The organism is Granulicella sp. dw_53 (assembly GCF_018449545.1).
Lineage (GTDB): Bacteria > Acidobacteriota > Terriglobia > Terriglobales > Acidobacteriaceae > Edaphobacter.
The window spans coordinates 358,332-371,996 of the sequence record NZ_JAAVUR010000003.1; the positions used below are offsets into that span (position 1 = coordinate 358,332).

Here is a 13,665-nt window from a genome sequence, read left to right on the forward strand (position 1 = left end):
CAAACCAGGAGATGAAGATGCCATCTGAGTTCCCAAAATCCACAACATTTCTACGTAGTTTATCCGGCGGATTAAAGGCTTTCGCGCTCATTGCTTTCGCGGCCTTGGTCTGCACGCCCTCACAAGGACAGATCAGCGAGTCTGCCAGCAAGCAGATCGCCGAGGTCCTGGCCTTCAAGAAGACCTTTAGCCCGGCAGAGCAGAAGATGTCCTCCAACCTCGTGCTTGCCTCGCGCAGTGCCCGGCATATTCCCCTCGGCAATCTCGCACGCTTTCTGGATACGGCGCGTCTGACGGACTCCGCAGGCAGACTGCAGGTGGAGATTCATGGAAACCTCTCCCCTGCGTTGATGTCGAGCGCTGTGATGACTGACGTAGTAAGAGCCGGTGGAGGCGATGTCCCGCAGAGCGCCTATGCACAGAGGCATCTGCATGCTCATGTGCAGGCTTCGCAGCTCCTGGAACTGGCGGCGAATCCGGATGTGATGTCGATCCAGGAAGCTGCCCAGGCAAGGACGAACGTAGGCTCGGTGACGTCGCAGGGCTACGTGTCGCATACAGCGAACAAGGCAGTCGCATTGGGCTACACAGGTGCGGGCGTGACGGTGGGTGTGCTCTCCGACAGCGCCTCTCCAGCGCGGGTTGCGGCGTTGGTTGCGAGTGGCGATCTTCCTGGCACCGTGCAGGTGGTGCCAGGGCAGGCAGGCTCCGGAGAAGATGAAGGCACGGCGATGATGGAGATCGTGCACGACATCGCACCGGGAGCGAACCTGGTGTTTGCTTCGGCGTTCAACTCGGAGGCTAGCTTCGCTGCGAATATCCAGACGCTGCGGTTTACCTACCACTGCGACATCATTGTGGACGATGTGTCGTACTTCGATGAAGGCGCGTTCCAGGACGGACCTGTTGCGCGGGCGGTGAATGCAGTCGTCGCGGATGGCGCGTTGTACTTCTCGGCGGCGGCAAACTCCGGCAACCTTACCTCGGGCACCTCGGGCACATGGGAGGGCGACTTCCGGAATGGCGGGGCCGTTACCGGTCCGCTTGCATCCGCCGGAGAGACAGGAAACGTTCACAACTTCGGAACTGCGGGAAGCCCCCAGAACTACGACATCCTGACGGCTGCTTCGTCGGCGATCAGCCTGAAGTGGTCCGATCCATTGGGTGCATCCGGCAACGACTACGACCTGTTCGCGCTGAACTCGGCCGGAACGACGTTGAAGGGCTTCTCCGCCGCATCTCAGACGGGAACGCAAGATCCCTACGAGATCATGGGCGGGTCGAACTGCGGTACGGCATCGGCGTCCGGCTACTGCGGCGCTGCAGGAGATCGTCTGGTGGTGGTGTTGTTCTCGGGAAGTGCGCGTGCCCTGCGGGTCGATACGAACCGCGGTACGCTCTCCATCGCGACAACGGGATCGACCTACGGCCACAACGCAGGCCTGAATACGATCTCTACCGCTGCTACCTACTGGAACAGCGCGAAGACCGGCACCAAGGCCTTTACCGGCGCAGCCAATCCGATCGAGACGTTCAGCTCGGACGGGCCGCGCAAGATCTTCTACAACCCCGATGGCTCGCAGATTACTCCCGGGAATTTGCTCTTCTCGACCAATGGCGGGACGACGCTGCAGAAGCCAGACATCACGGCTGCTGATGGAGGCTATACTGCAACACCGGGCTTCCTTCCCTTCTTCGGAACCTCAGCAGCGGCTCCTCATGCGGCAGGTGTAGCAGCACTGGTGAAGGGGGCCAGACCCAGCCTGACGAATGCGCAGATCAAAGCGATCCTGACCAGTACGACAGTCGACAACATGGCGGCGGGAGTCGATCGGGATTCGGGCTATGGCATCGTGATGGCTCTACCCGCAGTGCAAGCGGCTTTGGCGCTTCCGTAGTCCCTTCGCTAAAGCCATCGAAAGCGGAACAACAACCCAATCTGCGTTTCTCAGGAGAGCATTATGAAATTACGCAATCTATTTTTATCTGCAGTCTGCATCGTGGCAGCACTCGAGTTTACGGCTAACGCCTCTGCCGAAGTGATCGATTCTTTCTCGGGCACCATCGGCACGGGCACGTCGCAGACAGGACGCTTGAGCCGTGACGGAATCATATCGGACTGGTCCAGTTCCAAGACCTTCCCGGGAGAGATCAACACCAGCACAACCTACTACTACTCAACCTATAGCTACACCTCAACCGATCTCTTGTCTGCTTCTTACATCCAGATCGACATGGACAGCACCTCTGCCAACACCTTTATCTCTGCTTATCTGAACAGCTACGATCCGACCAACAAATCCCTGAATTATCTGGGTGATGAGGGTCAGAGCGGCAATTTCTTCGGAGTCGACACAGTGTCGTTCCAGATCGTGGTTCCGGCAAACGGAACCCTGGTTCTGGTGCTTAACACAACCGCTGGGGGAACGACAGGGTCCGCCGATCCGTTCACCATTACAGTCGAGGCGTTTGCCAATACGGATTTCGACGATCCGGCCCCTACTTCCGTTCCTGAACCCGCCACCTTTGTCCTGCTGGGCAGCGGTCTGGTCGGAATGGCCGGTGCTGTACGAAGGAGAATGTCGAAGACCTAGACGCTCGTCCTCTGAGGTTGGACTCCATCGACTGCCTCGGCTCTGCGAACGAAAGTTCTCGGGCTGGGGCAGTTTGTTTTGCGAAGACGAAGTACCGATTCGAAGCGTTGTCAGCTACCGCACTGGAGGGGGTTGAGCCACCAACGTTGAGCCCGCAGGCAGTTTGAGGCGGAGCCGAAGCTGCGCAGTGACCTCACGATGACAGGGGAGGCAGAGGGTCCGGAGGTTATCGAGATCGCACTGGCCTCCTCCTTCAGCGACGGGCCGGATATGGTCTGCGTCCCATAACGAGCGACGGCTGGTGATGGTCTTCATTCCATAGAGGGAGAGGCCAGCGATGCGCGCATTGCCTCGGGCGCGCTTCAAGGCGTTGTAGATAGCCACGGTATCGGCTTCGCACAATGCGCAGATGCCGCGGTCGCGGGCGAAGACCTGGTCGCGAAGGTAGCCTGGATCGGTGCGAAGACGCCACTGGTGAACGCAGTAATCGGAACAGAAGGTTCGGCGTCGGCGGGCGAGGATCTCAAGGTCACACCAGCGGCAGAGGGCGAGGCCGTTCGGCCCTCTGGGCAGTTCGTGCGCCTGGGTGCGGCCGCCGGGAAGAGTGCGGGTTGGATGCATCGCTCGATACGATTTTATGGATATTGCGGAGTTCGCGGGAGTCGCGAGAGATGTTCCCGTCGTGTGGGGCAGTTCAGACCTCGAAGTCTACCTCGATGGGGTCAATGAGCGGTAGAAGCCAGCTAAGAAGCTGCTGGTGGACGGGGTGCTCGTTGTACGCCTCGAAGGTCGCGCGGTCGGGAAACTTCATGACACCACCAAACTCGTACCCCTGGGCGCGGGGAGAGGTGTTGAAGCCGACGACGGTCTCCAAAACTCCGGGAATCTGGCTCTCCAGTGCACGTATGTCGCCAATCATGCGGAGCCTTTGTTCCTCGGTAACGGTAGTTTTCCAGCGAAACGCAAATGTATGGATGAACATGGGGATAGTGTAAACACGGGGCCTTAGAATGGGGAGGGCTGCATAAGTTCATACAGATTCGGGAGGCTGGACAAAATGTCGAAGACGCAGTCGGCGATGGTGGAGTTGGGCACGGTGGCGCCGGCGTTTGAGCTGGTCGATGTGGTATCGGGTAAGGCGATGGGATGCGACGACGTCTTCGCGCTGAGCTGGGACGACGACCGCTCCGATGCTGCCAACAAGATGCCCGGCGGCGGAGCCTCGAAGACCGGCCGGCATGGGCTGCTGGTGATGTTTATCTGCGTCCATTGCCCGTACGTCAAGCATGTGGAGCAGGAGCTGGCGCGGATCGGCGTGGACTACGAGGGCAGGATCGCGATCGCCGCGATCAGCTCGAACGACGTGGTGGCCTATCCGCAGGACGGCCCGGAGGATATGAAGAAGCAGGCGGAGAGGCTGGGATTCCGCTTCCCTTACCTGTTCGACGAGACGCAGGAGGTGGCGCGATCCTATGACGCAGCCTGCACCCCGGACCTCTTCCTCTTCGACGCGGAGATGAAGCTGGTCTACCGCGGCCAGTTGGATGACAGCCGTCCGAAGCGTCCCAGCGGCGGCGGGAACGATATCCCCGTAACGGGCAGGGATCTGCGCGAGGCCATGGACGACGTGATCGCAGGCCGCCGGCCCGATACCAATCAGCGATCGAGCCTTGGCTGCAATATCAAGTGGAAGAGCTGAAGGTTCAGGAAACGAAAGCATCTACAGGTTCAGGAACCATCTACGATGTGAACCGGAAAGAAGGCATTATGTTGGAGACTTTGGAGAAGTTGAAGTCTGGGATTAGGCGCTTCCGGACAGAGGTATATCCGGCGCAGTCCGAGACCTACATCAAGGCAGCAAGCACACCGCAGCAGCCGAAGGCGCTGATCATCGCATGCGCGGACTCGCGAATCGATGTGGAGACCATTACGCAGAGTGGTCCAGGCGAGCTGTTTGTGACACGAAACATCGGCAACCTGGTTCCGGCGTATGGCGAGATGCTAGGAGGCGTGAGCGCGGTGGTGGAGTACGCGGTGTCGGCGCTAAGAGTGAATCATATCGTGGTGTGCGGGCACTCCGACTGCGGCGCCATGAAGGGGCTGCTTGATCCGGAGGGCGTGGCGGCCATGCCCACAGTGGAGAACTGGTTGAAGAACGCGCATACAGCTCTGAGCGTCGCGAAGGCGCTGGCGCGAAAGGATGAGCGTCCCAGCGAGTTGAGGGAACGGGTGACGGAGCAGAATGTGCTGCTGCAGATGCAGCATCTCCGGACACATCCCTCCGTCGCCGGGGCTATGGCGCGGGAGGAGCTGACTATCTCTGGATGGATCTACGACATCGCCAGTGGTCAGGTGAGCATCTGCAAAGAGGGCGGCAAGGTCTTCGTGCCGGTGGAGCTTGAAGGAGCGAAGGCGTGATCGTTCCGAAGACTCCTCAACTGAGGCGAATGCTGCAGTATGTGGGTCTTCCTCTGCTGCTGCTGGCAGGCTTCGACCTGGCAGTGGTGGTGGCGTATAACGGCTTCCACCTGGAGTGGGTGGCGCTGCCGAATATTCCGCTGGCGTTATACGGGTCGGCGATCGGCATCATCCTCGGCTTTCGCAACAACTCGGCGTACTCGCGCTGGTGGGAGGCGCGAACGCTGTGGGGAACGGTGGTCAACAACTCACGCAGCCTGGGACGGCAGGTGACGACGGGCATGCGCGCCAACGGAGCCGCAGAGGCAGCGGAGCTGAAGGAGGTGCAGCGGTGCATGGTGTATCACCAGATCGCGTTCGTGCACGCTCTGCGCCAGCATCTGCGCGGGCTGGAGCCGTGGTGGGAGCTGAAGCCGCTGCTGGAGTCCGCCGGATGCTCCGTCGATGAGATGAAGGGGTTGAGCGAGCAGAAGAACCTCCCGCTGGCCCTGCAGCAGCGCATGGGCAGGATGCTCGACGACTGCCTGGAGCGCGGATGGATGGATCCCATGCAGTGGCGGGCAATGGATGAGAGCCTGAACGATCTGGTCGACGCGCAGGGCGGCGCGGAGCGGATCAAGAACACTCCGATGCCGAAGCAGTACGATTACTTCCCGCAGTTCTTCGTGCAGATCTACTGCGTGCTGCTGCCGTTGGCCTTGGTGACGAGCATGGGTTGGTTTACGCCGTTGGGATCGACGCTGGTAGGGTTCATGTTCCTGGCGCTCGATAAGATCGGACGCGATCTCGAAGATCCCTTCGACAACACGATCTACGACATTCCCATGACCGCGATCTCGAAGACCATCGAGACGAATCTGCGGCAGATGCTGGGTGAGACGGAGCTGCCCGAGCCGGAGAAGCCGGTAGCCGGAGTGCTCTGGTAGGAGCTTTGCAATGAGAGAGCCCCGGTCTCGGCCGGGGCTCTCTTATGTCCGCTCCGTCTTAGGCTACTCGTGTTGCGAGGCGAGAGTTGGGTTGACGGTGGTTGCGTCGGAACCATGCTGCTTCACGATCTTGTTGTAGAGGCCGAGGATCAGGAAGGGAGCGACCCACTGGCCGACGAACAACGCTGCGTGGTCTCTCTTGGCGATCTTGAAGGTTACCGAAGCGGCGATGGAGGCAATGGCCGCGCCGAGGTAGATGCTGGAAGGAACCTTGGAGGTGTAGCTCTCGATGGCGGCGGTGACTTGATCTTCCTGGGCATCGCCAGGCTGTACGCGGTAGTCGGTCATAGGGAATCTCCTTGGGGCGGTTGGACCGCCTTCAAGGGGTGGGATGCCATCTGGAACGAGGTGCGCGAAGCAAATCCTCCATCCAGATGTGAATTATTGATCCGGTGGACGGAAACGGGAATTTTTATGACCCAGGAGTGGACGGTTATAGTTGGAACAGTTCCCCAACATTCAGTGGCGTAAGAAAGAGAGACCTGTTTCATGCAGATTTTCCGCTGTTCACGCTTTCCCTTGTTCGGCTTCCTTGGCTCGGCTCTGCTGGTTGCGTCCGGAGTGGCGCAGGCTCCAGCCGCGAAGGCGGTCTTCGACCCGCGTGAGACCTTCGCTCCGCTGACGCTGCCGACAGGGGTGAACTCCTACCGGTCGAGCGATGGTTCTCCCGGGCCGCTTTACTGGCAGAACGAGGCGAGTTACGAACTGCACGCCGCGCTGGACACATCGGCCAAGCAGTTGAGCACGACCGAAGTTATTACCTATACCAACAACAGTCCGGATGTGCTGCCCAGCCTGTGGGTGCTGATGGAGCAGAACATCTACAGGAAGGACTCGCGCTCGCGAAACGTGGGTGGCGGCGGACGCGGACGGCGCGGAGGCGATCCGAATGCCGAGGTTCCTTCGACGGAGGGCTTCGTGCTGGAGTCGGTGGAGATTGAGTCCGGCAAGACCTCAGCCAAGGCCGACTATGTGGTGAGTGATACACGGATGCAGATTCGGCTCGCGACTCCTCTGGCCTCGAAGGGGCAGGTGAAGATTCACATCAAGTACCACTACGCCATTCCCGGCGTCTGGGGCGGGCGCACGTCGTGGGGCATGAGCGAGAAGGGCGAGATATACGACATGGCGCAGTGGTATCCGCGGATGTGCGTCTATGACGATCTGCGCGGCTGGGACACGCTGCCCTACATCGGCGCGGAGTTCTACCTGGAGTACGGTCACTTCGACTACTACGTGACAGCGCCTTCGGAGATGATCATCGCTGGTTCGGGCGAGTTGATGAACCCGAAGGATGTGCTGACCAGGACTGAGATCGATCGTCTGGAGCAGGCGAAGAACAGCGACGCTACGGTCTACATCCGCAGGCCTTCGGAGATCAACGATCCGGCCAGCCGGCCCAAGCAGGGCGGGACGTTGACGTGGCACTTCCACATGGACCACACCCGCGATGTGGTCTGGACCGCGAGCCCGGTCTTCGTCTGGGACGCTGCGAAGATCAATCTGCCGGACGGAAAGAAGTCGCTGGCCATGAGCGTCTATCCTCCGGAGAGCGTCGGTCCGGACGCGTGGGATAAGTCGACCGAGTACGTCAAGGACTCGATCGAGCACTTCTCCAAGCAGTGGTTCCCGTACCAGTGGCCGGTTGCGGTCAGCGTCGCGGGCTTCTCCACCGGGATGGAGTATCCGGGCGTGGTCTTCGACGGCATCAAGGACAACGGGTCGTTCCTGTTCTGGGTGACGGCGCACGAGATCGGCCACGACTGGTTCCCCATGATCGTCGGATCGAACGAGCGGCGCAGCGCCTTTATGGATGAGGGCTTCAACACCTTCATCGATATCGACGAGTCGGCAACTTACGCGGGTGGCAAGTATGGACCGAAGCGCGACAGCGAGTACTCGGCCGGCGGCGAGCCACCGGACACGATCCTGAAGGTGCTGGACAATCCCGCGGCTCCGGTAGTGATGATGCCGGCGGACGCTTATCCGGGCCAGTTGGGCCATCCGGTGAGCTACTTCAAGGGCGCGTACGGGATGGTGCTGCTGCGCGAGCAGATCCTGGGGCCGGAGCGGTTCGACTGGGCCTTCCGCAAGTACATCAAGGACTGGTCATACAAGCATCCCGCTCCGTCGGACTTCTTCCGCGCGATGGAGAGCGAGGGCGGCGAAGACCTGAGCTGGTTCTGGCGCGGCTGGTACCTGAACAACTGGAAGTACGATGTTGCGGTCGACAAGATCGACGGAGCGACGGTGACGGTCAGCAACCTCGGCCAGTTGGTGCTGCCTACTCCGGTGGAGATCGTCCTAAAGGACGGCACCAAGCTGCGGGTAAAGATTCCCGTCGAGGCCTGGCTGTCCAAGGGAACGTGGATGTGGACGGCTCCGGGCGGCAAGGCTGTCGGCTCGGTGGTAGTCGATCCGGATCACATGCTTCCGGACGACGACCGTAGCAACAACTCCAAGTAGCCGGCGACCGCGGAATCTCGCGGAGAGCCGGAGGAAGGCGTAACGGTGATCCTTGGGATAAAGGCTGATAAGAGCTCCCAGGCTTGAGAGGCTGGTGGCTATTGGCTGCCAGCCTTTTTCTTCTCTAGGAGTGCTTTCATTGCATATCAGGATCTATATGGCCCCCCTCCCCCCCGCCATTGGGGGGTAAATTAGTCACTTTGGGAGGGTTAGCTTTTGACTTTGTGTGCCGTTATTGCCTCACTGGCTTACACCTAAGTATCAAATGAGTTAGGGGCCAGTTTTTAGCTCGGCTCTATCGATGATGGCAAGGATCCTTGGTTGTGCCCGCACTGACCGGCTTCGGGAGCTTATGATTCTGTCTTGTTTAAGCTTCTACTTCTATTTTAGCGATTGGACCATAACTAAAGTGCCACACGGATCTTGCTGATTTAGGAAGAGTTACCTCAATTTTGGGCTTGACACGATGTTTTGCGGGAATATTTGGGTAAAGATTCTGTAACTCTTTGTTCAGAGTGATTTATGTGGCTTCGGGGAGGAGGAGTTCCGATGCGAGTTCGAGCCGTTTTGTTTTCGGTGTTGGCGGGATTGGTGTGGGTAGGGCGTCTTGGGGCTGTGGGGCAGACGACCGGCGGCAAAGACGCGATGCAGGAGGCCAGCAAAGGGCCGGTCGGAAGTGAGAGCAATCCGGTGCGGGTTTCAAGCGGAGCGATGTCGGGATCTGTTTTGCATCAGGTGAACCCAACGTTCCCCCCGTTTCCCGAGGGCACTCAGTTGAGCGGTGGCGGTACGACGATAATGGCCGCCACCATTGATAAGGCGGGGAAGATTGTGAAGCTGGAGGTGATCTCTGGTCGGGAGGCGACGCGGGACGGAATACTTAAGGCGGTGCGGCAGTGGACTTTTAAGCCTTATCTGCTCAATGGGGAACCAGTCTATGTGCGGACCACGATTGTTCTGGAAATTCTATTCGGAAGGTAAGGAAGAAGAGGATAACCGCAGATCGTGCGGCTTCGCCGCCGCAACCGATTAGACACGACGCATGGGTTGGGGTTTCCAGCTGACAACCGTCCTCTGCCAGACTCTCTTTTTCTGGGAGGACCGCGGCGATCGCGCCCTTTGCCTTCGTTCCCGGATCGGGAGACGGCGAACACTGGATTCGAAAGCTCTATAGAATGTTCAGATCCCAACAATGAAGATCAGTCGGGGCATCAACGTAGTCTGGAACCAAGAATGGAAGACACTCGATGAAGATGCCTAGCGTTCTAGTAGTCATGGTGGGGCTGATGATAGCTGGGTCTGCGGTGGCGCAGGAGGGTGGGAACGGGTCGGTGCTGAGGCACGACGATGCTCCGGCGACCACCACGGAGAGTGATGCGAACTCGGTGCGGGTCTCGGCGGCGGTGATGGCGGGGTTGAATACCTTCAAGGCAGACCCTCCCTATCCGGAACAGGCCAGGCAGGCGCGTGTGAGCGGAACGGTCGTTCTGTCCGTCGTGGTCAATCGTGAAGGCAAGGTTACAAGGGTGGCTGCGATCTCTGGACCTGTGCTGTTGCGGGATGCGGCGCGGGAGTCGGTGCAGAAGTGGACGTACAATCCATATTTACTGAACGGTAAAGCGGTCTCGGTACAGACGACAGTTATGGTGGATTTTTATCAAGGGAAGTAAATCGCGTTTCAGTGGTTAATCCTTTAGTCCATGATTGAAACGTTGGCAATCTCTGGTTACCGCTCTCTTCGCGATCTTGTTCTTCCACTCGGCCGCATCAGTCTTGTTACAGGAGCAAATGGCAGCGGAAAGTCCAGCCTGTACAAGGCTCTCCGGCTACTCGGCGATGCGGCGCTCAACTCCGTTGTGGCCTCGCTCGCCCGTGAAGGCGGTCTGCCTTCTGCGTTATGGGCAGGTCCCGAGACCATCGCACGCTCCGTCCGCCAAGGAGACCACGATGTGGAAGGAACAGCATCCGGCAGACCCGCGAGTCTGAAGCTCGGCATCGCATCCGATGTCTACGGATACAGCATCGAGCTTGGCTATCCTCCTCCAGCCTGGGCGACCGCCTTCAGCCTCGATCCAGCGATCAAACGAGAGTGCATCTGGCACGGAGGGCTCTACCGGAAGGCCTCCACCCTGGTTGACCGGCACAACAACTTTGTTCATCTGCCTGGAAAGCGCACCCGGGAAGATGTGACCCTGACCCAGAATCTGAGCGCAGCGGATAGCATGCTTGCGAGCATCGCCGATCCGCAACGCGCTCCAGAGATGCTCGCAGTCAGGGAGTCCATCCGGAGATGGCGTTTCTACGACGGCTTTCGTGCGGACATAGCATCTCCAGTTCGGACCCCGCAGATTGGGACCTTCACTCCCGTACTAAGCAACGATGGAACGGATCTGCCTGCGGCACTTCAGACGATCTTAGAGATCGGCGATAAGGAGGCTCTGGCGCGGACGGTCAACGATGCCTTCCCAGGCAGCCGAATCCAGATCGAGGTGCAGGCTGGCCGCTTCGAGGTGAAGCTGCGGCAGCACGGTCTGCTGCGAGGACTCTCCGCGGCAGAGCTGTCGGACGGAACGCTGCGGTTTTTACTGTGGACCGCGGCCTTGCTCACTCCGCGGCCACCGGAGCTGATGGTGTTGAACGAGCCGGAGACGAGCCTTCATCCGGATCTGATTCCGGCCCTTGGGCGGCTGATCCAGGCGGCGTCCGAGCGAAGTCAGATCATCGTCGTCTCGCATGCGCAGTCGCTCATCGAAGATCTCAGTGGAGCCGCAAGCTGCAAACGACTCCATCTCGAGAAGTCCTTTGGAGAGACGACCCTCGCGGGAGCCGATCTCTTCAATACTCCGCTGTGGCATTGGCCGTCCCGCTAGCTGATTAACGTTTGACGGTCTCGATGCTGGTGATCTCGCCGTCGCGCATGTGGAGGATGCGGTCGGCGATCTGCGCGGCCTCTGGGTTGTGGGTGATCATGAGGACGGTCTGGTTCAGCTCGCGGCTGGAGGTGCGGAGCATAGCCAGAACAGCGTCGGAGTTCTTGGTGTCGAGGTTGCCGGTGGGCTCGTCGGCGAGGACGATGGAAGGGTGCGTGATGAGGGCGCGGGCGATGGCGACACGCTGCTGTTCGCCGCCGGAGAGCTCGTTGGGACGGTGATCGAGACGGCCGCCGATGCCGAGGAGCGCGGTGAGGTGATCGAGCAGGGTCTTGTCCAGGGGGCGTTTGGGGGAGGCGCCGAGGTTGGCGATGTCGTGGGCGATCTCGATGTTCCCCATCGCCGAGAGCGTGGGAAGCAGATTGAAGCGCTGGAAGATGAAGCCGATGCGGGCGCGACGCATCTTGGTACGGTCGGCGTCGGAGAGGCTGGAGAAGTCGGTGCCGTCGATGGTGACGGAGCCCGAGGTGGCCGGAGTAAGGCCGCCTAGGATATGGAAGAGGGTGGACTTTCCCGAGCCCGAGGGTCCGACGATGGCGACGAACTCGCCGGGCTCGACGGAGAAGCTGACGTTGCGAAGGGCGGGGACTTCGAGCTTGCCGGAGCGGTAGGTCTTGCCTAGGTTCTGGGCGATGATGATCGGTGGCATGTCTAGATAAAGTCTATCTTGATTCAAAGGGGATGCGATGAACGTGCGAGAGCTTTTGCTGGGCGGGCTGGCCGGCTGGACAGGAATCGGGCTGGCTGGAGTGGTGATTTCTCTGGCGCGGCAGGAGCGGGAGAGGGTTCGGAAGGGCCTGATGTGGCTGGTGGCAGTCTGGGTGGTATACCTGACGGTCGTGGTGGGAGTCTCGATCGCGCAGCCACAGCGGGTGGTGGCGTTGGGGCAGAGTCAGTGCTTCGGAGTGATGTGTTTTGCGGTGACCGGGGCGGAGGAGGTGCCGCAGTTTGTGGGGAAGAACGCGGTAAAAGACGGGAGCCGTCTGGTGCGGGTGACCGTTCGGGTGAGAAATACGTCGCGGAAGACCTCCGAACGCGAGAGGCGGATTCGGGCTTATCTGCTGGACGGGCAGGGCAGGAGATGGGCAGAGTCAAGCGGAGTCAGCGGAAATCCGTTGAACCGGCAGGTGGCGGCCGGGCAGGAGATGATCAGCGAGCCCATGTTCAAGGTGCCGGCGGATGCGACGGAGTTACGGCTGCAGCTCACGCGTGGGCGATGGCAGCCGGGGGCTCTGGTGATCGGCGATGCGGACGCTCCCTGGCATCGTCCGACGGTGGTGATGCTGGGCCGGTGAGGGGAATCAGGAGGGTGGAGGGTTGGAGTTGAGGAAGGAGTGGAGCGTGACGTCCTCCAGAAAACTGACCTCGATGCGGAGGAGGACGATCTGGCCGAGGTCCGCGGGAGTGGACATGTGCTGCCGACAGGTACAGAGGTAAGTGAGCGCGATGTGGGCGGAGCGAGTGAGTTCGACGCCGGCTGAGAGGATCGCCGCGTAGAGATCGAGGATGGAGCGAAGCTGGATCTCGACGTGGAACTCCAGGGTGGCAGGAGAGATGATCCTGCGGTCCAGGATCCAGCCGCCGCAGTCCGCAAAGGTCTCATTGAGGAGGGGCAGGACGGAGGCGCGCTCGTCGTAACTGAAGCTTTGAATGGCGAGTGGCTGCATAGTCGGCAATTGGTTCGTACTTCCCTTCCTGGTGTTCATCGGAGCATGAGGCTCAGAGAATGAGGAGGAATGAAAACCGTAGTCACGTTGACTAATAGGTAAACTGGAGCCGGTTCAGGATGGGGATACCATGGGGTGGAGGTGCGGCATGGTGATTGGGTTGGGAACGGATCTGATGGAGATCGAACGGATCCAGGAGAGCATCGAGCGGTATGGGAATCGATTTCTGGAGCGGGTGTTTACTCCGGGGGAGATCGAGTTCTGTATGCGAAAGAAAGCCTCCGCGGAGAGCTTTGCGGCGCGGTTTGCGGCGAAAGAGGCCGGAGCCAAGGCGCTGGGAACGGGAATCAGTAGGGGAGTGAACTGGAAGGAGATCGAGGTGCGACGGCAGCCGGGAGAGAAGCCCACGCTGCATTGGAGCGGAAGGGCGGCGGAGAGGGCGAGGATGATGGGTATAGTGAGAACAGAGTTAAGCCTGACGCATAGCCGGTCCGTGGCGATGGCGGTTGTGGTGGTGGAGAGCTAACCGGGGACTATAGATTGAAACCTTGGACTCAATTTCGGCATCCATATATGACATAAAGCTTTATAAAACGTAGAACGG

Annotated in this window: 16 protein-coding genes; 11 read left to right on the top strand and 5 right to left on the bottom strand. The window is 59.8% G+C overall.

The window, feature by feature from the left end; translation table 11 throughout:
* The first annotated feature begins 17 nt into the window (after positions 1-17).
* The gene (locus HB393_RS06685; RefSeq protein WP_213804376.1) at positions 18-1,898 is read left to right on the top strand and encodes a S8 family serine peptidase; all 1,881 of its coding nucleotides are present in this window, start codon (positions 18-20) and stop codon (positions 1,896-1,898) included.
* A gap of 63 nt (positions 1,899-1,961) precedes the next feature.
* Positions 1,962-2,594: a PEP-CTERM sorting domain-containing protein gene (locus tag HB393_RS06690; protein WP_213804377.1), complete on the top strand. Its 633-nt coding sequence runs from the start codon at positions 1,962-1,964 to the stop codon at positions 2,592-2,594.
* A gap of 114 nt (positions 2,595-2,708) precedes the next feature.
* On the opposite strand, the gene HB393_RS06695 is transcribed toward HB393_RS06690, so the two are convergent.
* Both HB393_RS06695 and HB393_RS06700 read right to left on the bottom strand, forming a co-directional pair.
* Entirely contained in the window at positions 2,709-3,215 is a 507-nt protein-coding gene (locus HB393_RS06695) for an HNH endonuclease signature motif containing protein (protein WP_213804378.1), read from the bottom strand.
* Positions 3,216-3,288: 73 nt separating this feature from the next.
* The gene (locus tag HB393_RS06700) at positions 3,289-3,576 is read right to left on the bottom strand and encodes a Dabb family protein (RefSeq protein ID WP_213804379.1); all 288 of its coding nucleotides are present in this window, start codon (positions 3,574-3,576) and stop codon (positions 3,289-3,291) included.
* Positions 3,577-3,651: 75 nt separating this feature from the next.
* On the opposite strand from HB393_RS06700, the gene HB393_RS06705 reads away from it, so the two are divergent.
* The 3 genes from HB393_RS06705 (at position 3,652) to HB393_RS06715 (ending at position 5,938) form a co-directional block, all read left to right on the top strand.
* On the top strand, positions 3,652-4,293 hold the full coding sequence (locus HB393_RS06705; RefSeq protein WP_213804380.1) for a thioredoxin family protein: 642 nt from the start codon (positions 3,652-3,654) through the stop codon (positions 4,291-4,293).
* Between the two features lie 68 nt (positions 4,294-4,361).
* Positions 4,362-5,012 carry a carbonic anhydrase gene (locus HB393_RS06710; protein WP_213804381.1) on the top strand — a complete coding sequence of 217 codons (651 nt, stop codon included), beginning with the start codon at positions 4,362-4,364 and terminating at the stop codon, positions 5,010-5,012.
* Positions 5,009-5,938 carry a bestrophin family ion channel gene (locus HB393_RS06715; protein ID WP_213804382.1) on the top strand — a complete coding sequence of 310 codons (930 nt, stop codon included), beginning with the start codon at positions 5,009-5,011 and terminating at the stop codon, positions 5,936-5,938. Before HB393_RS06710 ends, HB393_RS06715 begins: the two co-directional genes overlap by 4 nt.
* A gap of 63 nt (positions 5,939-6,001) precedes the next feature.
* Here the strand turns inward: HB393_RS06715 and HB393_RS06720 are convergent, their stop codons facing one another.
* Positions 6,002-6,286 carry a hypothetical protein gene (locus HB393_RS06720; protein WP_213804383.1) on the bottom strand — a complete coding sequence of 95 codons (285 nt, stop codon included), beginning with the start codon at positions 6,284-6,286 and terminating at the stop codon, positions 6,002-6,004.
* A gap of 201 nt (positions 6,287-6,487) precedes the next feature.
* Between HB393_RS06720 and HB393_RS06725 the strand changes: the two genes are divergently transcribed.
* The 4 genes from HB393_RS06725 (at position 6,488) to HB393_RS06740 (ending at position 11,334) form a co-directional block, all read left to right on the top strand.
* Positions 6,488-8,464 carry a M1 family metallopeptidase gene (locus tag HB393_RS06725; protein WP_213804384.1) on the top strand — a complete coding sequence of 659 codons (1,977 nt, stop codon included), beginning with the start codon at positions 6,488-6,490 and terminating at the stop codon, positions 8,462-8,464.
* Positions 8,465-9,013: 549 nt separating this feature from the next.
* Positions 9,014-9,445, top strand: a complete 432-nt coding sequence (locus HB393_RS06730) for an energy transducer TonB (RefSeq protein ID WP_213804385.1) — start codon at positions 9,014-9,016, stop codon at positions 9,443-9,445.
* Between the two features lie 266 nt (positions 9,446-9,711).
* Positions 9,712-10,134 carry an energy transducer TonB gene (locus HB393_RS06735; protein ID WP_213804386.1) on the top strand — a complete coding sequence of 141 codons (423 nt, stop codon included), beginning with the start codon at positions 9,712-9,714 and terminating at the stop codon, positions 10,132-10,134.
* 42 nt (positions 10,135-10,176) lie between these two features.
* Positions 10,177-11,334 carry an AAA family ATPase gene (locus tag HB393_RS06740; protein WP_255550862.1) on the top strand — a complete coding sequence of 386 codons (1,158 nt, stop codon included), beginning with the start codon at positions 10,177-10,179 and terminating at the stop codon, positions 11,332-11,334.
* A gap of 4 nt (positions 11,335-11,338) precedes the next feature.
* On the opposite strand, the gene HB393_RS06745 is transcribed toward HB393_RS06740, so the two are convergent.
* On the bottom strand, positions 11,339-12,043 hold the full coding sequence (locus HB393_RS06745; RefSeq protein WP_213804388.1) for an ABC transporter ATP-binding protein: 705 nt from the start codon (positions 12,041-12,043) through the stop codon (positions 11,339-11,341).
* Between the two features lie 37 nt (positions 12,044-12,080).
* Between HB393_RS06745 and HB393_RS06750 the strand changes: the two genes are divergently transcribed.
* Positions 12,081-12,689 (top strand): hypothetical protein, encoded by a 609-nt coding sequence (locus tag HB393_RS06750; protein WP_213804389.1) that lies wholly within the window; start codon positions 12,081-12,083, stop codon positions 12,687-12,689.
* A 6-nt stretch (positions 12,690-12,695) separates the two neighbouring features.
* Here the strand turns inward: HB393_RS06750 and HB393_RS06755 are convergent, their stop codons facing one another.
* Complete coding sequence (locus HB393_RS06755; protein ID WP_213804528.1) at positions 12,696-13,061, bottom strand: hypothetical protein; 366 nt, start codon at positions 13,059-13,061, stop codon at positions 12,696-12,698.
* Positions 13,062-13,209: 148 nt separating this feature from the next.
* On the opposite strand from HB393_RS06755, the gene HB393_RS06760 reads away from it, so the two are divergent.
* The gene (locus tag HB393_RS06760; RefSeq protein ID WP_213804390.1) at positions 13,210-13,587 is read left to right on the top strand and encodes a holo-ACP synthase; all 378 of its coding nucleotides are present in this window, start codon (positions 13,210-13,212) and stop codon (positions 13,585-13,587) included.
* The last annotated feature ends 78 nt before the right edge of the window (positions 13,588-13,665 follow it).

Coding starts and splice junctions, on each gene's coding strand:
- HB393_RS06685 (WP_213804376.1), top strand. CDS start 18: ATGCCATCTGAGTTCCCAAAATCCACAACATTTCTACGTAGTTTATCC.
- HB393_RS06690 (WP_213804377.1), top strand. CDS start 1,962: ATGAAATTACGCAATCTATTTTTATCTGCAGTCTGCATCGTGGCAGCA.
- HB393_RS06695 (WP_213804378.1), bottom strand. CDS start 3,215: ATGCATCCAACCCGCACTCTTCCCGGCGGCCGCACCCAGGCGCACGAA.
- HB393_RS06700 (WP_213804379.1), bottom strand. CDS start 3,576: ATGTTCATCCATACATTTGCGTTTCGCTGGAAAACTACCGTTACCGAG.
- HB393_RS06705 (WP_213804380.1), top strand. CDS start 3,652: ATGTCGAAGACGCAGTCGGCGATGGTGGAGTTGGGCACGGTGGCGCCG.
- HB393_RS06710 (WP_213804381.1), top strand. CDS start 4,362: ATGTTGGAGACTTTGGAGAAGTTGAAGTCTGGGATTAGGCGCTTCCGG.
- HB393_RS06720 (WP_213804383.1), bottom strand. CDS start 6,286: ATGACCGACTACCGCGTACAGCCTGGCGATGCCCAGGAAGATCAAGTC.
- HB393_RS06725 (WP_213804384.1), top strand. CDS start 6,488: ATGCAGATTTTCCGCTGTTCACGCTTTCCCTTGTTCGGCTTCCTTGGC.
- HB393_RS06730 (WP_213804385.1), top strand. CDS start 9,014: ATGCGAGTTCGAGCCGTTTTGTTTTCGGTGTTGGCGGGATTGGTGTGG.
- HB393_RS06735 (WP_213804386.1), top strand. CDS start 9,712: ATGAAGATGCCTAGCGTTCTAGTAGTCATGGTGGGGCTGATGATAGCT.
- HB393_RS06745 (WP_213804388.1), bottom strand. CDS start 12,043: ATGCCACCGATCATCATCGCCCAGAACCTAGGCAAGACCTACCGCTCC.
- HB393_RS06750 (WP_213804389.1), top strand. CDS start 12,081: ATGAACGTGCGAGAGCTTTTGCTGGGCGGGCTGGCCGGCTGGACAGGA.
- HB393_RS06755 (WP_213804528.1), bottom strand. CDS start 13,061: ATGCAGCCACTCGCCATTCAAAGCTTCAGTTACGACGAGCGCGCCTCC.
- HB393_RS06760 (WP_213804390.1), top strand. CDS start 13,210: ATGGTGATTGGGTTGGGAACGGATCTGATGGAGATCGAACGGATCCAG.